Genomic DNA, 20,590 nt, shown 5'->3' on the forward strand with positions numbered 1-20,590 from the left:
ACCAAACTTTGTTAAATAAACCTGATTGTCGGGAAGAGCTTCCGATCCTTTACCGATAAATCGGCACTAAATTAGCATTGGAACTCGTACCAAAAAGCAGGGCTGAAATTGCCAAAAGCATGGAACCAGTCATTTCCTAATCAATATAAAAACATTTTTTAACGGAATGAAGAAGTTATTTTATGCTTCGCTCTTGAGCATAACAGCACATTTGATTTCTAATCTTAACACTGTATTAACATATTTCTAAACTTTTTTCTACCTTGATGCAACGTTTTAAAATCCCTTATGTCTTATAATCAGAATATTCGAAATTTTGGAAGCCGTATACATCGATAAAAACCTAGAGCTAGTAAAAAAATGCATGCAGGGCAGCCGCGCAGCACAGTTTGAATTGTACAAGCTGTATGCAAAGGCCATGTATAATGTGGCGCTGCGCATTTTAAATTACGAAGAAGAGGCAGAAGATGTTTTACAGGAAGCATTTTTAGATGCTTTTACCAGAATTGTAGATTTTAGGCAGGAAACCACTTTCGGACTTTGGTTAAAGCAGATTGTGATTAATAAATCCATCAATTATTTACGTAAACGTAAGATGGAGTTTGTAAGTACCGATGAGCTATCGGAAGTGCCTGATGAGGATAGTTTTGACGACAGTGAAGTACGGTTGCAAGCTGATGAAATTAGAACAGCCATTACCGAATTGCCAGATGGCTATAGAGTAGTATTGAGTTTATACCTTTTAGAAGGTTACGACCATGAGGAAATTGCACACATTTTAAAAATAAGTGAAAATACAAGCCGCACACAGTACATGAGGGCGAAAAAGAAGTTAAAAAGTATTTTAGAACAGAAAGGGATGAGAGATGAATAATAGATTAGAAACCTTTGTAAAGGAAAACCGTAGAGCTTTCGATGTAATGGAGCCATCTGCAGGACTTTGGGCAAAGATTGAACAGGAATTAGACAACAAAAAGAAAAAAAAGCCGGTAAAGCTGTATTTATGGATGAGTGCAGCAGCAGCTATCGTGGTGGTTTTCGGTTTAGCCTGGTTATACGTAGGAAAATTACAAAACAAAGATTTAGAAATAGCCGACGTTAGCGCTTCATATGCCAAAAAAGAAGTCCACTTCGCAGGTTTAATTACCGAAAAAAGAGATAGTTTGGCCATTTTCGCTTCTGCGAATCCAGAATTATACAAAAAATTTACGGCCGATCTGAAAAAGCTTGATGAAGATTACGAAAGATTAAAAGCAGAGCTGCCAACCTCGCCCAACCAAACTTTTGTGGTAAAGGCCATGGTTAAAAACCGCGAAATACAACTGCAGTTATTGAAACAACAATTATTAATTATTAACCAGGTTGACGACTATAAAAGGGTTAACCAGATTTAAACCAAGTTGAAACAGTAGCCAGGTCTGTCTCGATACTTGATTCCAGATACTTATTACTGGTAGATACGCTCACCACATTAAATTGCTTATTGCCAGCCGGCAGGTTTTAAGCCATTAATGTTTAACAATTAACAACATGAAAACAATAAAAATATTTTTAGCCTTTATGGCTTTAATCGCCGTAAAAACCTATGCACAAGAAGTTGCGGTAAATAGTCCATCAGATAAGGTAATTGTCGAAAGTGCAGCAAAATCTTCAACACTGGCGATGGTCGTAAATCACGTAACATACAATCAAACAGGCAGTGATGCCGAACGTTCTAAATCTTTTAGCAAGAGTTTTGGTGTAGACAATAACGACAAAATTAATTTAAACAACCAATACGGATCGATCACCATTAAAACCTGGGATAAAAAAGAAGTACGTGTTGATGTGGATATTAAAGCTTATAGCAGTTCGGATAATGATGCGCAAAAACTGATTGATGGGATAAGCATTGATGCGAATAAAAACGGTGATGTAGTTACTTTCAGAACGAACATGGGCGATAGAAACGGACGTTATGGCCGTGGGGTGAAAAATGGAGTAACCACCTGGCGGAGGGAAGTGAAAGTAAATTACGTGGTGTATATGCCAGCGGTAAACCCATTAACGGTTTCACAAGAATATGGCAACGTAGAATTAGGTAATTTTTCCGGTCCAACTTCTTTAAAGGTAGAATATGGTAATCTGGTTGCTGGCAATTTAAGCAATGTAAATAACTACATCAATGTTCAATATGGTAAATGCGATATCCAGGATCTGAATGCTGCGGTGGTAAAACATGAATATAATGGCCCTGTAACCATTGGCGCTGTGGGTACTTTACAGCTTGATGCCGAGTATGTTGCGGTAAACATCAACACCATCAGGAGATCGGCTGATATTAAAGTGCAATATGGCAAGGGTTTAACCGTAGGCACTATTGGAGGGAACCTGCTTTTAAATGCAGAATATGCCAAAGTAAACATCAACACGGTTAAAGGAAATACGGTTGTTAAACAGGCCTATGGCGATCTAAATATTGCATCAGCGGGTAAAATTGCGGTAAATGCCGAATATTCGAATGTTACCTTAGGTACATTAAATGGTGATGCCAACATCAATATGGATTACAACCGCCTTAGCGTAAACGAAATTACCCCAGCTTGTAAAAACTTCACCTTCGGTGGCGAATATGTAAGCATTGGGCTGGGCTTTGCAGACCGTTATAATGCCAATTTTAATGTTTCTACTTCGTATGCCGGCTTTAAATATGGCTCAAACGTAACTTCAAATCTGGTAAGTAAAGATGATGAAACCAAAAAATATACGGGTAAAATTGGTAGTGGCGGTGCTGCAAACGTATCTATTAAAACCGAATATGGTTCAGTTACCTTTAAATAAAATTTTCAAAACCAAACAAACTATAAAGTCCTGCCAAATTGGTAGGACTTTTTTTGTTCGATATCGGATATGCAGTGTCCGTTTACGAACACCCTGTTTTTTCAAAAGCCCATAATTTTAATGTCAGGGAGGATTTTTCAAGTGGTATAAAAATTGAAGCAAAATCTTTTAGATAAAACAAATGATATGAAGAAAATTCTTTTATTAATGCTCTTGCCTATGGCTGTTTTTGCCCAGTCGAATAAATTAACAAAAGCCGACAAAATTTACGGGTTATCAAAATTTTGGCAGGAAGTAAATTATAACTTCGTTTATTTAAACAAAGTAGATCGTATTAAATGGGATAGCACCTATAAAGCATTGATTACTTCGATTCCCGAAACCAAAACGGATTACGAGTACTATCATGAAATGCAGCGGTTTTGTGCAATGCTTAAAGATGGACATACCAATATTTATATGCCAAATGGTAAAGATTTTGAGCCAATGAATACCATGTTTGGTGATTATCGCCTCTTTATCGAAAACGTGGAGAATAAAGCGATTATTACACATGTTAATTTAAGCAAAAAGGACGAAATTCCTGTTGGAAGTGAAGTAATAGAGGTGAATGGAAAACCAACCGCTATATACATAGCTGAAGATGTTGCACCTTATATTTCTTCCTCTACCGATTATGTTTTACAAGACTGGAGTATAAGTAAACTGCTTCAGGGACCTGAAGGAAGTGAGTTCGAAATCAAAATCAAAAAACCAAGGGGACAAATTTTAGTTTTAAAATTGACGCATAAACGCACCGAGGAAAAGGAAGTTTTTCCTGCATTTCTTGCAGCATCGTCGCTGTTGGATTTTAAATGGTATCCTAATAAAGTCGCTTATGTTGCGCTGAACTCTTTTGGAGATGAGAAAATAGATTCTCTTTTTATGACTAAGCTCCCGGAATTATATGAAGCCAAGGCAATAATAATTGATTTAAGGAATAATGGAGGGGGGAGTACCGGGATTGGAAGTTACATATTGAAATATCTTACCAATGATAGCCTGCTTTATGGATCCCGTTATTCTACCAGGCAATTAACCTCGGCTTTTAAGGCCTGGGGAAAATATACTTCTGCCAAGGATACGGTAAACAGCGAATGGAACAAAAAGGCACTTTTAACCTATCAGGATAATTATTTTTACAATTTAGATTACTATCCACTGAAAAATAAGCTTTCGGCAAAGCGTATTGTAGTCCCAACGGTACTGTTAATTGGCCATAATACTGCTTCAGCAGCTGAAGACTTTTTGATTTATGCTGATAACCAAAAACACATGACGAAAATCGGTAGAAATTCTTTTGGCAGTACAGGACAACCTTACTTGTTTGATCTTCCTGGTGGAGGAAGTGCAAGAGTATGTACCAAAAAGGATACTTATCCCGATGGGCGTGAATTTGTAGGCAATGGTGTAAAGCCTGATATTGAGGTGATTCCAACAGTAAAGGATTTTATAGCCAATAAAGATGCAACCCTGAATACTGCAATTGATTACCTCAATAAAAAGCTTAAATAAGCAAATGCATTTAACTTCCCTTAATAAAGATAGGTTTGTCATCCTGAGCCTGTTGAAGGACCTATTTAAATACGTTTTAAGGTGTTTCGACAGGCTCTCCATAGGAATCCTTTGGATAATATGACAGCATTTGAGGTGAAATGCCTTTGTGATACGCCCTCTTTTTTATATTTAGCGCTGATGAAAATTTACTTTATTCTATTGTTCTCTGTTTTTTCTTTCACCGCATTGGCTCAAGATGGCCCTGTTAAATGGGCTACACAGGAAACTTTTTTTGAAGATTTAACCGGTAAAGACTTACCTCCTTTTAACGGTTTAACCATCAATAAACAACAACTCTCCAATGCCGATTTAAAAAATCAGGTAGTGGTAATTAACTTTTGGTTCGAAAAATGCCCGCCTTGTATAGCCGAAATGCCCGAATTAAATAACCTGGTGGCTAAATATGGCAAAAAGGCTGTACGGTTTATCGGGATTACCCATGATAGTCCCACCAGCGCCAGGCGCTTTCAGAAACGAAATGGCTATAAATACGAAATTGTATCGTTGAGCAAAGACGAGATCAGAAAACTAAATATTAATCACGGTTTTCCGTCGAATGTATTGGTTGGAAAGGATGGAAAGATCATTTACGCTACTGCTAATATTTCCTTTTCTGACCCACAGTTTAAAACTAAATCGGTACTTTTTGAGGAGAAGTTAAAATTTGCATTAAAAAGTAATCAATAGTCCTGAAATTAAAGGTTGAAAAAATTAAGCCTTGGTAATAAAGGGCATTAAATTTTATTCATCCACATTAATTTCCTACTTTTCTATCACACTCAGTGTTAGCTTATGGATTTAAAAGAAAATTTCAGGCCTTTTGTTGTTTGTACTGCTATGTTGTATGGTTTTCCCTGGCACTTCAATTCCGTGTAAGTTTACAGCTTTTGAATAATGATTATCCTGCAACACTTAAGCTATTTTTATCATATTTTACGGTAATAACCAATATTTATCGTAGCCATTTGCTTTACCCGCTTATCTTTTGTTAAACGAGCTGAATCAGGGAGTTTATTTACTAAAGCATCCGTTTATCGATGTCGTACAGCTGGGTTATCCTAAAGCCATTCTGAATGCGATTGTGATCCTGTTTATCTTCTGGCTTTTATCTCTTTTGTTCATATTTATAGGGAAGAAAACCGTTAAAGTTTAAAGCACATATTCGTTATTAATCGGTTTAACAGGCTCTGGAATCTCGTCTTCTTCGAGCATCTGCAAAAGATTGATCTCTATCGTCCTCGTAATCTGGTTAAGCGGAACACCTGCTGAATTGTTTTCGAACGGATTAACGAGGCTCATTCCATTAATCTGCGTAGATACAAATACGAAACCGATTAACCAGCCCAAAAAAATGGCTGCTGGCCCTGCATCCTGACTGATTACCAGGGTAAATGTAACTACAAACAACCAGATAAATACTTTAGTAAGGTAGGAATAAGTAGTAGGGAATATGGTGTTTTTAATACGCTCGTTCATGCCCATAGAATCGGAGAACCTGGTTAACATCTCGTTAATTTCGATAAAACGAAAACCATCAATGGCATTAGATTTTGATAATCTCTGTAAATCTCTCGATTGTATGTTTAAAATCGCATTATGCGCATTGTTATGTTTTTTTATTTCTTTTAAATCTGCCTCAGATAAATATTTGGTGTAAATCTCGTCTACCGTTCCCCTCAAGTTGGCCTTTAAAGCGTATAAAAAAGCAATGTGTCTATAAATCATCCGTTTTACGCTTTCCTCCTCTTCATCCACATAATTGATCAATGCCCTTGCAAAAGAGCGGGAATCGTTCACCAAAGCACCCCATATTTTTCGGGCTTCCCACCACCTATCGTAAGCCTGGTTATTGTTAAAACCGATAAAAAAGGCGATAGCTGTACCTAAAACCGTTGGAATAATGGATGGAATGGAGAAATGATGTGCAATTAAATACTCGCGTACGAAGTAAGCTGCGGTGCAAGAGGCAATCATGATCAGATCAACATGCCATGTATTTCTTAAAATTCTACTTAACCTGATGTTTTGTATTAAAAGCATATAATTTGAATGGTAAATAAATTCGTTACGGATGAAAATACAAAACTAAAGCCAAAATGTTTGATAATGTAACAAATTAATTGACAGACAGTACAGGTTGCCGATTGTCATGCAAATGTTTATCTTGGGAAACCAAATATTCTTATTTCTTATGAGCGACACTTTACCCAAGAACAATATCTTTAAAGTAATCGGTGCATCATCGTTAGGCACGCTGATTGAATGGTATGATTTTTACATTTTTGGTAGCCTTGCAGTTATCATTGGTCATCAATTGTTTCCAGAAGATGCGGGCGCATCTGCCCTGATCAACACTTTGGCAATTTTCGCGGCAGGTTTTATCGTTCGTCCATTTGGTGCATTGGTTTTTGGCAGACTTGGCGATTTGATCGGCAGAAAATACACCTTCTTGCTCACTTTGGTGCTGATGGGCGGATCGACATTTTTTATCGGTTTAATTCCCTCTTATAAAAGCATTGGTTATGCTGCACCAATTTTGGTTTTAATACTAAGGCTGATTCAGGGATTAGCCCTTGGCGGAGAGTATGGTGGAGCTGCAACTTATGTAGCCGAGCACGCACCTAAAGATAAACGGGGCTTTTTTACCAGCTGGATTCAAACCACGGCAACTTTAGGACTGTTTCTTTCATTAGGGATTATCGTAATTACAAAAAACATTTTAGGCGCCGAAACTTTTGGCGACTGGGGCTGGAGAATTCCTTTCCTGCTGTCAATTGTGCTCGTTGTGGTATCAATTTACATTCGCATGAAAATGCACGAATCGCCCATGTTTTCTAAGTTGAAAGCTGAAGGAAATGTATCGAAAAATCCACTAAAAGAGAGTTTCAATAACAAAGCGAATTTTAAAATGGTACTTCTGGCATTATTTGGCGCTACCATGGGGCAAGGGGTAATCTGGTATACGGGGCAGTTTTATGCGCAATCATTTTTAGAAAATACCTGTAAATTGGATTTTAACGACTCGAGGTATATTTTACTTTGGGGAATCGCTTTTGCCACGCCATTTTTTGTGGTTTTTGGTGCCTGGAGTGATAAAGTTGGCCGGAAATGGATTATGCTGAGCGGTATGCTTTTGGGCATCCTTTTTTATCGTCCAATCTATCAAACATTTTTAGATGATACCGATTATACAAAAATTGAACAGGCTGATGTTTTATCGGCTAGCCCAGCTCCAGTAACTTCTGTTTTAATTGCGAACTCAACCGATAGCTTGAGAACAGTTTCTACTAAAATAATGCTTAGAAACGGTGCATCCTTTAACAAGGTGCAAACCGATACGGTTTCTGCAACTAAAGGGATTCTCTTGGGCAAAGAAGTAATAAAAGATAAAGTTTTGCCTACGCCGGTATTCTGGAAATTTGTTGGCTTAATCTTCTTCCAGATTTTGCTGGTAACGATGGTTTACGGGCCAATTGCAGCTTTCCTTGTCGAGCTGTTTCCGACTAAAATCAGGTATACCTCTATGTCTTTGCCTTATCATATTGGTAACGGTGTTTTTGGAGGGCTTGTACCCTTTATTGCAACACTAATTGCAAGTTTTTCAGGCTCTACACCATTATCAGGTTTATGGTATCCGATAGGTATAGCGGCGTTGAGCCTGGTTATTGGCACAATTTATTTATCGAATAAAAGAGACGAAAATATTAACGACTAGATACGAAGAAGATGAATACGTTAAAGAAATTTTTAGGATTGGTTTGGATGGTTTTAGGGCCATTAACAATGACTTTTTTGTTTATTCAGGCGATAGATAAAGTGGGCCTGACCCATTCGGATATCGAACGTACCAATACCATATTGCAATGGGCAATTATCCTGTTTATTTTCCTCCCGATCAGTTTAGGATTGATGATATTTGGCTTTTATGCCTGGAAAGGAGAGTACGATCGCCTGCCCGAAAGTTCGGAGGAATTGTAATTTATAATTAGTAGGGTAATATCTTTTTCTTAGTGAGTATTGCGGTTGATGTTTTTTAATTCATTGTAAACCAACTGCGCAACTGCTTTGGCACCTTCTGGCTGGAAGTGGGTATTATCTTTTTGCCCTTTTGGATAAGCCTCGTATTTGGCTGAATCTAAATTCATAAAGTAATGTTTGCTTACAAATTCACTGCCTTTTGTCGTGAAAAATGTTGCTGAGATTGAAGTAAGATCGATTACCGGCGCATTTAATTCTTTGGCTACATCTTTCACTGCCTGTGGATATTCGCCATGTGCGCTTCCCAATTTGCCATCTTTCCATGGGTAATTGCGGGTAACCGGGGTGATCAGGATCGGTACAGCACCTTTTGCTCTTGTTTCTTTCACGTACATTCTTAAAAAATCTTTATAGCCCGGAATATCAACATAACGTTCAGGTTTATCTTTCGCGGCATCGTTGTGCCCAAACTGGATCAATACCAGGTCGTTCTTTTCCAAGGTTGATAAAACTTCTTTCCACCTTCCCTCTTCAAAAAAAGTTCTGGTACTTCTTCCCCCCTTTGCTTTATCAATAACCAAAGCGGTATCGCTTTTAATCAGCCTGTTTAATTTTTTTAAGCTGTCTTTTGTTAAGAATTGTTGAAAAACCTGCCCCCAACCTGTAATCGGATACTTTTTCTGTAGATAACCTTCATCTAAAGTATAGTCTGCTACGGTAGAATCGCCGATTAAATAAATTTTAACAGGTTTGGGTTTTACAATGAAAGACATCAGTAAAACGGTGCCAAGGGCTGCGATAAGGTATTTATGTTTTTTCATCTTGTTATTTTAATGCTTGTACACGGAACCAATCATATTCGGCAATTCCTGAATCATTGGTTTGGGTATCTCTGGTGGCAAATATTCCCATTTTTGCGCCGATCCATTGGCCTGCGGTGGCCTGGAACTCATCTCCTACATCCGTAAAACGGTTACCATCTTCACTGTAACTAAACTGGCATTTTGCACCAGCAGTAACTTTAACCCTGAAATATACCGAACCCGATTTTAGCTTGGCAATTTCCTTTTCATTTTCGGTTTTTCCCTTATCGGCACTTTGGCAAACACCGTGCGTAAGGTACAATCCGTCTTTTTTGCTTTTAATGCTAATCTGCGCGTAACTTCTCCCCATCACCACTAAACCCGTTTTTTCGTTTTCCAATTTTGGGTTAGGTTTAAACAAGAGTTTTGTTGTTGCCATAAATTCATCTGCAGGGAATTTCTGCATCAACAGGTTCGGAACCTCCCAAAGGTTTTTGGCATCGTCAGGAATTTTCGAGCTGTATAACTTTAATAAACCCCTGCCTGCATCAGTAAATAACCAGGTAGGCTGCGGATTGGCCTGCCATTGCCATTGCAAGCCTAGTTTTGAGGTTTCAAACTCATCACTCTCTATCGGCGTTTCAATCGGATAAACCTTGCCCACATTTGGTTTTTTATAGGTGATAACCGGTTCGCCTTTACCGTCGCCATCTGCATCAAGCCCGATAACAGGCCAGTTATTGACCCATTTCATCGGCTGCAGGTGAACCACGCGGCCATAAGCATCTTTATCCTGAAAATGAAGAAACCAATCTTCGCCTGTTTGAGTATTTACCCAGGCGCCCTGATGAGGGCCATTTACCGAAGATTTCCCTTGATCCATGGCTATCTTTCTTTCATATGGTCCGTAGATATTTTTACTTCTCAGAATCAATTGCCAGCCTGTAGAAACGCCCCCGGCTGGTGCGAACAAATAGTAATAGCCGTTGCGTTTATAAACTTTTGGCCCTTCAATGGTTGGATCGAGTTCGTGGCCATCGTACACAATTCTGCCGGTTTCTGTAGCTTCTGATCCATCGCTGCTTAATGGCATAATGGCCAAAACACTTTTTATGCCCGCACGGCTGCCTGCGTAGGCGTAAGCGAGGTAAGCCTTGCCGTCTTCATCCCAAAATGGACAAGGATCAATCAGTCCTTTACCTGCGGCAACCAATTTTGGCGCAGACCACGTCCCTGTTATGGTTTTAGCCTTTGTCAAATAAATCCCAAAGTCAGGGTCGGGATAATAGATGTAGAATTCGCCATTGCGGTAGCGGATAGAAGGTGCCCAAACGCCATTACCATGCTGTGTTTTTTCGAAATGCTCAAACGGAGGCTGGCGTTTTAAGGCATGGCCGATTATTTTCCAATTCACCAAATCTCTCGAATGCAGGATCGGCAAGCCTGGGATAGCATCAAAACTGGATGCGATCATATAAAAATCATCTCCCACCCGGATAGCGTCAGGGTCAGAATAATCGGCGTTGATAACGGGATTTTTATAGGTTCCATTACCTAAGTCAGAAACCCAAACTTTAGATGTGAACCCACTTTTTGGAGCGAGTTGTGCAAACGTATTTATACCAAGGCTTAAAACAAGGATTGAACTAAATAGATATTTCATTTTACAATGATGTTTTTTAATATTTGGTCAGTTATTTATTTAGCGTTACGTCATTCCCACGCAGGCGGGAACCACGAAGTGCTCAGCAAAGCTAATCTTAATGCGGCTTGTAATTTGGAGGCTGTATGCATCATATTTGTAGTTCATTTCGAATTTGTCACATTGTCCAAATGACTCCTAGGGAGATCCTGTCGAAACGCTTGTAAGGCATTTAAGGCAGGTCCTTCGACAAGCTCAGGATGACAACGCTATATTTATGACGCAGACGCATGTACTTTATCAAATTAGCCTACTAACAAGATTAAGTCTTTTTTTATTTCTAGGCAAGTTGTTATTGTGCAATCGTTCCCGACATCGTTTGCAATGTTTAATCTTTAAAAAACTTCTTTCTGATGAATATTAATGTTTAAAATTGTTCATCATATATTTTAAAAACACGGCTGCGTTACAAAGTTTATACTTTTACGTGGCCGATTTTAATTTAAGCCTAACCAAATTGATATGAAAGCAATCATTCTATTCTTTCTCGCAACGATTTCCTTTGTTGCAAATGCATTTGACGTTAAATCCGATTTTGTGGTAGCCGCCGATGGAAGCGGAAACTTTAAAACGGTACAGGAAGCGATACATGCTGTGCCCGATTTCAGGAACAAAACAACCATAATTTTTATCAAAAAAGGTATTTATAAAGAAAAGCTAATCTTGGCGGCTTCTAAAAAGAATGTGAAATTTATTGGAGAGAGCCTAAACGAAACCATTTTAACTTATGATGATTATGCACAGAAGAAGAATGCTTTTGGCGAAGAAAAAGGTACTTCGGGCTCTTCTAGCTTTTATATTTACGGCGAAGGTTTTTCTGCAGAAAACATCACTTTCGAAAATTCATCGGGTCCGGTGGGGCAAGCCGTTGCGGTTTGGGCTGGGGGTGATAAATTAATTTTTACCAACTGCAGGTTTTTAGGTTTTCAGGATACACTTTATACCTATGGTGGCAACAATCGCCAATATTATAAAAACTGTTACATCGAAGGAACGGTCGATTTTATTTTCGGAGCTTCTACAGCCTGGTTCGAAAGCTGTACCATTTTTTGTAAAAAGGCGGGTTATATCACCGCGGCATCAACTGCCGATACTACAAAATTTGGTTATGTATTAAACAAATGCAAAATCAAAGGAGATGCACCAGCGAATAGTTTCTATCTAGGCAGACCGTGGAGGCCTTATGCAAAAGTTGTTTACCTCAACTGCGAGCTGCCAGATTTAATCCGCCCTGAGGGCTAGAACAACTGGGGTAAAGAGAGCAATGAGAAAACGGCCTATTATGCTGAATATAAAAGTACTGGAAAAGGCGCCAATCCAAAAAGCAGGGTAAATTGGGCGCATCAATTAACCGATGAGGAGTATAAGGACTACATTTTGGAAAACGTTTTCCGTGGATGGGATCCGGAGGTGAAATAGGAGTATTAAGTAGCTGATATACAGATATTAAACGCATTATTGTAGCCGCCTTTTTGCCTCGTTTTCCGGTAACGATTGCATAGATTTCTCTTCTGTTTTAAGTGCAAACAACGTACACTTGTTATTACAATAACCAAGTATAATTTAACAGCGCAAATAATGAAACATATTTCTGGTAGTTTATGCCATATTAAGGTAGCTCTGGCATGCTTAATTTTATCTTCTGCAAGTGCTGCTATCGCGCAACAAAAGCAAGCCTTACCCGTTATCCAGCAGGTTAAATTTAAAAAAGATACCACTAGTATTACCAGCTTTGGAGCAAAGGGTGATGGGATTACCTTAAACACGCAAAGTATCAATAAAACCATAGCCAGTGTAAGCCAAAAAGGCGGTGGTGTGGTTTTAATTCCCTCAGGCTTATGGTTAACTGGTCCTATTGAGTTAAAAAGTAATGTAAACCTACACCTTAAACGCGATGCAATCCTTCAGTTTACCGACGACTTTAACCAATACAAATTGGTACAGGGAAATTGGGAAGGCCAGCCTGCGTGGAGAAACCAGAGTCCGATTTCGGGCGTTAACCTCGAAAATATAGCCATTACCGGTACAGGAATTATCGACGGGAATGGTGGTGCGTGGCGTATGGTTAAAAAAGATAAACTGACCGAAACACAGTGGAAAACCTTAGTCGCTTCCGGCGGCGTAGTAAGGGCAGACGGAAAAATGTGGTACCCATCTGAGAAAACCGTTAAAGGTTCGAATACCAAAAATGCGGGTGTAATTGAAGCTGGTAAAACAGCAGCCGATTATGAAGATATTAAAGATTTTCTCCGTCCGAATTTGTTGGTGTTAACAGGCTGCAAAAAAATTCTTTTAGAAGGTGTTACCTTTCAAAATTCACCGGCATGGAATTTACATCCCTTACTTTGCGAGGATTTGACCTTAAGAAACCTACAAGTAAAAAATCCCTGGTTTGCGCAGAATGGCGATGGTGTTGATGTAGAATCGTGCAAAAACGTATTAATTGAAGGCAGCACTTTCGATGTGGGTGATGATGGGATCTGTATTAAATCGGGAAGAGATGAAGCAGGCCGCAAACGTGGCGTACCTACAGAAAATGTAATTGTTCGGAATAATGTGGTTTACCATGCGCATGGCGGTTTTGTAATTGGAAGTGAGATGAGCGGTGGTGCGAAAAATATCTGGGTGTACGACTGTTCTTTTATCGGCACCGATATTGGCCTGCGTTTTAAAACTACCCGTGGACGCGGTGGTGTGGTAGAAAATATTTACATCAACAACATCAACATGATCGATATTCCGGGTGAAGCAATTTTGTTTGATATGTATTACGCTGCGGTTGATCCGGTTCCTTTGGCAGGCGAAAAACGCGAAGCCATTAAAACGGTTACCGTTCCGGTAACCGAAGCTACCCCTCAGTTCAGAAATTTTTATATTAAAGATGTGGTAGCCAATGGCGCTGAAAAAGCCATATTTTTCAGGGGATTGCCAGAAATGAATATTAAAGATATCCACCTGGAAAACGTAACCATAAAAGCGAAGAAAGGCATTGAAATTATTGAGGCCGCAGGAATTTTCCTTAAAAACATAAACGTAATTACCGAAGATACCAGTCCGGTTGTAATGATCCAGAACAGTTCGAACATCAATATCAATAACTTAAAATACCCTGATAACAGCAAGGTTTTGTTTGACGTATCGGGAGAAAAAACAAAAAGTGTAAAAATTAGCGGAACAGATGTTTCTAAAGCAAAAATGGCTACGCTTTTAGGTTTAGAGGTAGATAAAAAAGCACTGGAAATTTCAAAATAAACAAACATGAAGAGATCAATTCTATATACAGCAGCTGCGCTCATCGGTTTTTCTATTTTAACACAAAGTGGATTTGCGCAAAAGAAATTGTCAGAACAGTTAACCTTAACAGCAATGGAAAAACTGTTTCAGGATACTACACTATTAAAAGGGGCTAAAGGCCCTAAATGGACCTACGACATGGGCGTGGTATTGGAAGGTGCTGCAACGGTTTGGCGGAATACCGGTGATGGGAAATATTTCAAGTACATCCAAAGTTCAATGGATGCCTATTTGGATAAGGAAGGAAATATCAATACGTATAAACCTGACGATTTTAATATCGACAACATTAAAAATGGCCGTTCGTTATTGTTGTTATATAAAGTTACAGGGCAACAGAAATACCTGTTAGCAGCAACTAAATTATACGATCAGCTGCAAAAACAGCCACGTACACAGGAAGGTGGCTTTTGGCACAAGAAAATTTATCCCAATCAAATGTGGCTGGATGGCTTATACATGGGCGAACCGTTTTACACAGAATACGCCAAGCTGATGAAAAAAGATGCAGCTTTCGACGATATTGCCAAGCAGTTTATCCTGATGGAGAAAAATGCCCGCGATGCTAAAACAGGATTACTTTATCATGGATACGATGAAAGTAGAGCAGAGCAATGGGCCGATAAAAAAACAGGCCGCTCAGCAAATTTCTGGGGAAGGGCAATGGGCTGGTACATTATGGCTTTGGTAGATGTGTTGGATAATTTTCCGGCCAATCATCCACAACGGAAAGAATTGATTGCCATTTTAAACCGTACGGCAACCGCTGCAGTAAAATACCAGGATCCAAAATCGGGTGTTTGGTTCGATATTCTGGATATGCCAACCAGAAAAGGGAATTATCTGGAAAGTTCAGCTTCGAGCATGTTTGTTTATGGCCTGGCCAAAGGGGTGCGTAAAGGTTGGTTGGCACCATCATTTATGGCTGCAGCAAATAAAGGCTATGCAGGCTTAAAGAAAGAATTTGTTGAGCAGGCAGGTGCAGAAAGAATTAACCTGACCAAAACCGTTTCAGTATCGGGATTGGGCGGGAAACCTAAATACCGCGATGGAAGTTTCGACTATTACATCAGCGAAAAAGTAATCACCAACGATCCGAAAGGTGTTGGGTCGTTTATCTGCGCCGCTTCAGAAATGGAAATTGCCGCACTGCCTAAAACAGGTAAAGGTTTAACCGTTACGGTTGATAATTTCTTCAATAACGAGTATATGACTGGCCCAACCGGAGATAAAATCCCCTTTCATTACGTATGGGAAGAAGATGATAACAATGGCTTTTCGTTATTCGGTAAAGTATTTAATGATGCTGGCGTAAAAACCACGACCCTTAAAACGGCACCAACAGCAGCAAATTTAAAAGGCAGTAACATTTACATTATTGTAGACCCTGATACGGAGAAAGAAACGGCAAACCCAAATTTCATGAATGCTGCACACGCCAAACAGGTTAGCGAATGGGTTAAAGCTGGCGGTGTATTGGTACTCTTATTAAATGATGCTGGTAATTGTGAAATTTCAAAATTCAATGTGCTGCCAGAAACTTTTGGTATCCATTTTAATGAAGATAGCCGCAATAAGGTTCAAGGTTCGAACTTTGAGCAGGGAGCGGTAAAAATCCCTGCCGGAAACTCAATTTTTAAAACAGCTAAGAAAGTTTATATCAAAGAGATTTCCACTATTGTGACAAAAAGCCCTGCCGTTTCGGCCTTAACTGATAATGGTGATGTGCTTATTGCAACAGCAAAATATGGCAAAGGAACCGTTTTCGCGGTGGGAGATCCTTGGTTTTACAACGAATATATCGATGGCAGAAAATTGCCCGCAGATTTTGAAAACTTTAAGGCAACGAACGATCTGGTAAACTGGTTGATTAAACAGGTTCCGGGTAAAAAGTAACCATAGATGAATAAATATTAGCCACGGAAACCCGGAGGCACGGAAAAAGCCTAAATGGTTAGTGGGGACACGAACCATGGCGCATGGACAAGGAAATGAAAATTAATGGTCTGTGGGGACACAGACCATGGAATAAAAAAGTTCGCCGTGTAATCCGTGCTTCCGTGGCAAACAAAGAACAAACAAAATGATGAAAATAAAAATATTGTTCACCCTGATCTGTATAAGCTTAATGCTATCGTGTTATGCGCAGCAGCCTACTGATTCTACTGCAGAAAAAATGCTTGTCTATCAACTGGGCAATGGTGGCTGGCCGAAGCAGTTGGAAGATAAAAGTGTGGTTAACTATGGTGCAACATTAACACCTGAGCTTTTAGCCAGGATAAAAGCAACTAAAGATTTACACGCCACATTCGACAATAAAGCCACCAGCAGAGAAGTGGTATACCTGGTTCAAGCCTATAAAAAGACACAGAATAAGGCTTATTTAGCTGCAGCTGAAAAAGGATTGGATTATATTTTAGCTGCTCAATATGCCAATGGTGGCTGGCCCCAGTACTATCCTGATAAAGCTTTGTACCGTTCAGAAATTACCTACAATGACGATGCAATGATTAATGTGCTTAATATCTTACAGGATATTGTTACGCAGAAAAACGATTTTGAGGTCGTAAATCCAGCTTACATCAAAAAAGCAGAGAAAGCCATCGCAAAAGGTATCGATTGTATTATCAAAACACAGGTAAAACAGAATGGAACTTTAACCATCTGGGCTGCGCAATACGATAAAGACTCGATGTTGCCAGCAAAAGCAAGAGCATTTGAGCCGGCTTCGTTAAGCACAAGTGAATCGGCAGGTATTGTCCGTTTCCTGATGAGGCTGAAAAATCCTTCACCGGAAGTAAAAAGTGCAATTGCCGCAGCGGTAAAATGGTTCGATACCTATAAAATTGCCGGTTATCGTTTCGATAGACCGAGTGATCCTAAAACCAATATTAAAACCGCGGCCTTGGTTGCTGATAATACAGCCAATACCTGGGCGCGTTTTTACGATATGGATAAAAACACGCCTATTTTCGGCGATCGCGACAATACGATTAAAACAAAATTGGAAGAGTTAAGTCCTGAGCGCCGAAATGGTTATGCCTGGTATGGCAATTGGGGACAGAAATTAATTGAAAAGGAATACCCGAAGTGGTTAGCCACAACCGGAAAATAGATAATTATAACCCGTCATTACCAGCAGCGCGCAATGACAGAAATTAGAAAAGGCAATGATTTTAAACAAAGAGAATTTAGCAAACATTAACGACGACAAGGTTACCAAACCAAGCGCTGAGATTTTAGCTTTACCAGAAAAAGTAATCCAGTTTGGAACAGGTGTTTTATTACGTGGTCTACCCGATTATTTTATTGATAAGGCTAACCAGAAAGGGATTTTTAATGGTCGTGTTTTAGTGGTTAAATCTACATCAAAAGGTGGTGCTGATGCATTTTCGAAACAGGATAATTTATATACGCTTTGTGTAAAGGGTATCGAAGATGGCGTTAATGTGGAAGAAAATTCAATTAACTCTTCTATTAGCCGTGTTTTATCTGCTTCGCAAGATTGGGCCGAAATTTTAAAAGCTGCCCACCAGCCAGAAATGCAGGTTGTAATATCGAATACAACGGAAGTTGGAATTGTTAAAAGCGAAGATAAAATAACCGATAACCCACCGCAATCTTACCCTGGGAAATTACTGGCGTTTTTGCACGAAAGATATACTGCGTTTAATGGTTCGGCCGAAAGCGGAATGGTGATTGTTCCAACGGAATTAATCAGTGACAATGCTGATAAATTGAAAGAAATTTTATTGGATCTGGCTATCCAGAACAAATTGGGCTGGGATTTCGAAAACTGGTTAAAAACGGCTAATCATTTCTGCAAGACTCTGGTTGATAGGATTGTTCCGGGAAAACTTCCCGAGGCAGAACAAAAAACGATTGAGGTTGAACTGGGTTACGAAGATGAACTCATGATTATGGCAGAACCCTTCAGACTTTGGGCCATCGAATCGTCAAGCGAAAAAGTGAAGGAGATTTTATCTTTTGCGAAGGCCGATAAAGGGGTTTTTATCGTTCCATCGATCGATAAATTTAAAGAGCTAAAACTTCGTTTACTTAATGGTACGCACACCATCAGCTGCGGATTGGCCATTTTAGCGGGCTTTAATACTGTAAAAGAAGCTATGGCGAATGAAGATTTCTCAGCCCATGTGTTAAAACTGATGAAAGATGAAATTGCGCCTGTTGTGGTAAACGAAGATATTACCTATGATGAAGCAATTGCCTTTGCAGAAAGCGTAATCGACCGTTTTAGCAATCCATCCTTAGAGCACCAGTGGCAGGCCATCACGCTAAACTTCACCTCAAAAATGCAGATGCGTAACATGCCATTAATCAGAAGGTATTACGCTTTAAAAAACGAAGTTCCTCAACTTACCGCTTTAGGTGTGGCAGCTTATATCCTTTTCATGAATGTGAATAAAGATGGTGATACTTACACGGCCAGCGTAAACGGAAAAACCTATCCAATACAGGATGAATTCGCAGAAATTTTATACGGATACTGGAAAAACCCTGAAACGGTTGTAGATAATACCCTTGGCGACAGACGTCTTTGGGATAAAAACCTGAATAACTATCCCGGCTTTAACGCGGCCGTAAAATCTTACGTTGATTTATTACAGAACAAGGGTGCAAAAGAAACTTTAAGTAACTTGCATTCAGAAAGAACAATTTAAAATGGTTACTAGAATTTTAAAAATCCATCCTAACGATAATGTGCTTGTTGCCCTGCAAAACCTGGCAAAAGGCGAAACCGTTATTTACGATGGGCAGGAATATATTTTACAGGATGATATCCAGGCTAAGCATAAGTTTTTTATGCAGGATATGAACGCGGGTGATCACATTATTATGTATGGCGTGCTGGTGGGGAAAGCGCAGCATTTCATCCTAAAAGGTGGTTTAATGGATACCGAAAATACTAAACATGCTTCTGATCCATACGAATTCCGCCCGTATCATTACGAATGGCATGCACCTGATGTTTCTAAATTTGAAGGCAGAACTTTTAACGGTTATATCCGTAGTGATGGCCGCGTGGGAACTGCAAATTATTGGTTGTTTATTCCGACCGTTTTCTGCGAAAACCGCAATCTGGATGTGATCCGTGAGGCTTTGCACAATGAATTGGGCTATGCCGTAACTGATAAATACAAATCTTATGCCCACCAACTGGTTGAGGCTTATAAAAATGGTGAAATTTTAGCTGAGGCCGATCCAAGTTCTATCGGACAGGCAAACCCAACGGCCAACCGTGTTTTTAAAAATGTTGACGGTATTAAATTCTTAAACCATCAGGGTGGTTGCGGTGGTACCCGCCAGGACGCTGCTGTGTTAAGTAAGTTATTGGCCGCATATGCCGATCACCCTAACGTTGCCGGTGTAACCGTATTGAGTTTAGGCTGCCAGAACCTACAGGTTAAAGATTTTATGGACGATTTAAAACACCGCAGTCCAAACTTTGATAAACCTTTATTCATTTTTGAGCAGCAACAATCGCAAAGCGAAGAGCAATTGGTGAAAGAAGCGATTCGAAAAACTTTTATCGGTTTAACTGAAATCAATAATATCGAACGTCAGCCTGCTCCGTTAAGCAAACTGGTTTTAGGTGTTAAATGTGGTGGTAGCGATGGTTTTAGTGGAATTAGTGCTAATCCGGCAGTAGGCTATACGTCTGATTTATTGGTGGCTTTAGGCGGTACTGTACTTCTTGCCGAGTTCCCTGAGCTTTGCGGCGCAGAGCAACAGTTAATCGACCGTACCAAAGATGAAACCGCAGCACGTAAATTTATCCAATTGATGACTGCTTACAATCAATCTGCAGAAAATGTAGGCTCTGGGTTTTTCATGAATCCATCGCCTGGAAATATAAAAGATGGTTTAATTACCGATGCGATTAAGAGTACTGGTGCAGCCAAAAAAGGCGGAACATCGCCGGTTGAAGATGTTTTGGATTATACTGAGCCCGCTACAAAACCAGGATTGAACTTGGTTTGTACTCCTGGAAACGATGTGGAAGCCACGACAGGAAAAGCAGCGTCTGGAGCAACCTTAATCTTGTTTACTACAGGTTTGGGTACACCTACCGGAAACCCGGTTTGCCCAACCATTAAGGTTTCAACCAATAATGCATTAACCAAACGTATGGGCGATATTATCGATATCAATTGCGGGCCGGTAATCGAAGGCGAAAAAACCATCGAGCAAATGGGAGAAGACATTTTGGAATATTGCATTAAAGCAGCCAGTGGCGAAGTAATTCCTAAAGCGGTGTTGCTTAATCAGGATGATTTTATTCCATGGAAACGGGGGGTGAGCCTTTAGTCGTGAGTCATAAGTCTCAAGTCTTTCGCCGTGGTCTGTGTACCCAAAGACCACCAAGCGAGTAAAG

16 protein-coding genes are annotated in these 20,590 nt (G+C 39.7%); 13 read left to right on the plus strand and 3 right to left on the minus strand.

Annotated features, from left to right (window positions below; translation table 11 throughout):
• The first annotated feature begins 364 nt into the window (after positions 1–364).
• From AC07VK_RS17115 to AC07VK_RS17135, 5 genes are all read left to right on the plus strand, one after another.
• On the plus strand, positions 365–874 hold the full coding sequence (locus AC07VK_RS17115) for an RNA polymerase sigma factor (RefSeq protein ID WP_051691810.1): 510 nt from the start codon (positions 365–367) through the stop codon (positions 872–874).
• The gene (locus tag AC07VK_RS17120; RefSeq protein WP_492953660.1) at positions 867–1,394 is read left to right on the plus strand and encodes a hypothetical protein; all 528 of its coding nucleotides are present in this window, start codon (positions 867–869) and stop codon (positions 1,392–1,394) included. The genes AC07VK_RS17115 and AC07VK_RS17120 overlap by 8 nt, the downstream gene beginning before the upstream one ends.
• A gap of 136 nt (positions 1,395–1,530) precedes the next feature.
• Positions 1,531–2,820 (plus strand): hypothetical protein, encoded by a 1,290-nt coding sequence (locus AC07VK_RS17125; protein WP_492961973.1) that lies wholly within the window; start codon positions 1,531–1,533, stop codon positions 2,818–2,820.
• A 186-nt stretch (positions 2,821–3,006) separates the two neighbouring features.
• Positions 3,007–4,374 carry a S41 family peptidase gene (locus AC07VK_RS17130; protein WP_492961975.1) on the plus strand — a complete coding sequence of 456 codons (1,368 nt, stop codon included), beginning with the start codon at positions 3,007–3,009 and terminating at the stop codon, positions 4,372–4,374.
• Positions 4,375–4,554: 180 nt separating this feature from the next.
• Entirely contained in the window at positions 4,555–5,103 is a 549-nt protein-coding gene (locus AC07VK_RS17135; protein ID WP_492961977.1) for a TlpA family protein disulfide reductase, read from the plus strand.
• A 462-nt stretch (positions 5,104–5,565) separates the two neighbouring features.
• Here AC07VK_RS17135 and AC07VK_RS17140 read toward each other — a convergent pair whose 3' ends face one another.
• Positions 5,566–6,456: a bestrophin family protein gene (locus AC07VK_RS17140; protein WP_426326658.1), complete on the minus strand. Its 891-nt coding sequence runs from the start codon at positions 6,454–6,456 to the stop codon at positions 5,566–5,568.
• A 151-nt stretch (positions 6,457–6,607) separates the two neighbouring features.
• Between AC07VK_RS17140 and AC07VK_RS17145 the strand changes: the two genes are divergently transcribed.
• A complete protein-coding gene (locus AC07VK_RS17145; protein WP_492961980.1) occupies positions 6,608–8,131 on the plus strand; it encodes an MFS transporter in 1,524 nt (507 codons plus the stop codon).
• An 11-nt stretch (positions 8,132–8,142) separates the two neighbouring features.
• Positions 8,143–8,394: a DUF6814 family protein gene (locus tag AC07VK_RS17150; protein WP_215165650.1), complete on the plus strand. Its 252-nt coding sequence runs from the start codon at positions 8,143–8,145 to the stop codon at positions 8,392–8,394.
• Positions 8,395–8,423: 29 nt separating this feature from the next.
• Here the strand turns inward: AC07VK_RS17150 and AC07VK_RS17155 are convergent, their stop codons facing one another.
• The gene (locus AC07VK_RS17155; protein ID WP_492961982.1) at positions 8,424–9,215 is read right to left on the minus strand and encodes a rhamnogalacturonan acetylesterase; all 792 of its coding nucleotides are present in this window, start codon (positions 9,213–9,215) and stop codon (positions 8,424–8,426) included.
• 4 nt (positions 9,216–9,219) lie between these two features.
• Entirely contained in the window at positions 9,220–10,860 is a 1,641-nt protein-coding gene (locus tag AC07VK_RS17160) for a glycoside hydrolase family 43 protein (protein WP_492961984.1), read from the minus strand.
• Positions 10,861–11,361: 501 nt separating this feature from the next.
• Here AC07VK_RS17160 and AC07VK_RS17165 point away from each other — a divergent pair.
• The 6 genes from AC07VK_RS17165 to AC07VK_RS17190 all read left to right on the plus strand — a co-directional run bounded on the left by AC07VK_RS17165 (position 11,362) and on the right by AC07VK_RS17190 (position 20,523).
• Positions 11,362–12,141, plus strand: coding sequence for a pectinesterase family protein (locus tag AC07VK_RS17165; protein ID WP_492961986.1), 780 nt, complete (start codon positions 11,362–11,364; stop codon positions 12,139–12,141).
• Positions 12,142–12,477: 336 nt separating this feature from the next.
• Positions 12,478–14,151 carry a glycoside hydrolase family 28 protein gene (locus AC07VK_RS17170; RefSeq protein ID WP_492961988.1) on the plus strand — a complete coding sequence of 558 codons (1,674 nt, stop codon included), beginning with the start codon at positions 12,478–12,480 and terminating at the stop codon, positions 14,149–14,151.
• 6 nt (positions 14,152–14,157) lie between these two features.
• Complete coding sequence (locus AC07VK_RS17175) at positions 14,158–16,089, plus strand: glycoside hydrolase family 88 protein (protein WP_492961990.1); 1,932 nt, start codon at positions 14,158–14,160, stop codon at positions 16,087–16,089.
• A 187-nt stretch (positions 16,090–16,276) separates the two neighbouring features.
• Positions 16,277–17,308 (plus strand): pectate lyase, encoded by a 1,032-nt coding sequence (pelA, locus tag AC07VK_RS17180; RefSeq protein WP_492961993.1) that lies wholly within the window; start codon positions 16,277–16,279, stop codon positions 17,306–17,308.
• Between the two features lie 55 nt (positions 17,309–17,363).
• Positions 17,364–18,875, plus strand: a complete 1,512-nt coding sequence (locus AC07VK_RS17185) for a tagaturonate reductase (protein WP_492961995.1) — start codon at positions 17,364–17,366, stop codon at positions 18,873–18,875.
• A 1-nt stretch (position 18,876) separates the two neighbouring features.
• Positions 18,877–20,523 (plus strand): UxaA family hydrolase, encoded by a 1,647-nt coding sequence (locus AC07VK_RS17190; RefSeq protein WP_492953646.1) that lies wholly within the window; start codon positions 18,877–18,879, stop codon positions 20,521–20,523.
• Positions 20,524–20,590: the final 67 nt, after the last annotated feature.

Source organism: Pedobacter sp. GW821-FHT01D05 (assembly GCF_059422505.1).

Bases quoted from the DNA above. Each gene is read 5' to 3' on its own strand.
- AC07VK_RS17175 (WP_492961990.1), top strand. From the start codon at position 14,158: ATGAAGAGATCAATTCTATATACAGCAGCTGCGCTCATCGGTTTTTCT.
- AC07VK_RS17130 (WP_492961975.1), top strand. From the start codon at position 3,007: ATGAAGAAAATTCTTTTATTAATGCTCTTGCCTATGGCTGTTTTTGCC.
- AC07VK_RS17120 (WP_492953660.1), top strand. From the start codon at position 867: ATGAATAATAGATTAGAAACCTTTGTAAAGGAAAACCGTAGAGCTTTC.
- AC07VK_RS17160 (WP_492961984.1), bottom strand. From the start codon at position 10,860: ATGAAATATCTATTTAGTTCAATCCTTGTTTTAAGCCTTGGTATAAAT.
- AC07VK_RS17185 (WP_492961995.1), top strand. From the start codon at position 17,364: ATGATTTTAAACAAAGAGAATTTAGCAAACATTAACGACGACAAGGTT.
- AC07VK_RS17135 (WP_492961977.1), top strand. From the start codon at position 4,555: ATGAAAATTTACTTTATTCTATTGTTCTCTGTTTTTTCTTTCACCGCA.
- AC07VK_RS17190 (WP_492953646.1), top strand. From the start codon at position 18,877: ATGGTTACTAGAATTTTAAAAATCCATCCTAACGATAATGTGCTTGTT.
- AC07VK_RS17165 (WP_492961986.1), top strand. From the start codon at position 11,362: ATGAAAGCAATCATTCTATTCTTTCTCGCAACGATTTCCTTTGTTGCA.
- AC07VK_RS17115 (WP_051691810.1), top strand. From the start codon at position 365: ATGCAGGGCAGCCGCGCAGCACAGTTTGAATTGTACAAGCTGTATGCA.
- pelA (WP_492961993.1), top strand. From the start codon at position 16,277: ATGATGAAAATAAAAATATTGTTCACCCTGATCTGTATAAGCTTAATG.
- AC07VK_RS17145 (WP_492961980.1), top strand. From the start codon at position 6,608: ATGAGCGACACTTTACCCAAGAACAATATCTTTAAAGTAATCGGTGCA.
- AC07VK_RS17150 (WP_215165650.1), top strand. From the start codon at position 8,143: ATGAATACGTTAAAGAAATTTTTAGGATTGGTTTGGATGGTTTTAGGG.
- AC07VK_RS17155 (WP_492961982.1), bottom strand. From the start codon at position 9,215: ATGAAAAAACATAAATACCTTATCGCAGCCCTTGGCACCGTTTTACTG.
- AC07VK_RS17140 (WP_426326658.1), bottom strand. From the start codon at position 6,456: ATGCTTTTAATACAAAACATCAGGTTAAGTAGAATTTTAAGAAATACA.
- AC07VK_RS17170 (WP_492961988.1), top strand. From the start codon at position 12,478: ATGAAACATATTTCTGGTAGTTTATGCCATATTAAGGTAGCTCTGGCA.
- AC07VK_RS17125 (WP_492961973.1), top strand. From the start codon at position 1,531: ATGAAAACAATAAAAATATTTTTAGCCTTTATGGCTTTAATCGCCGTA.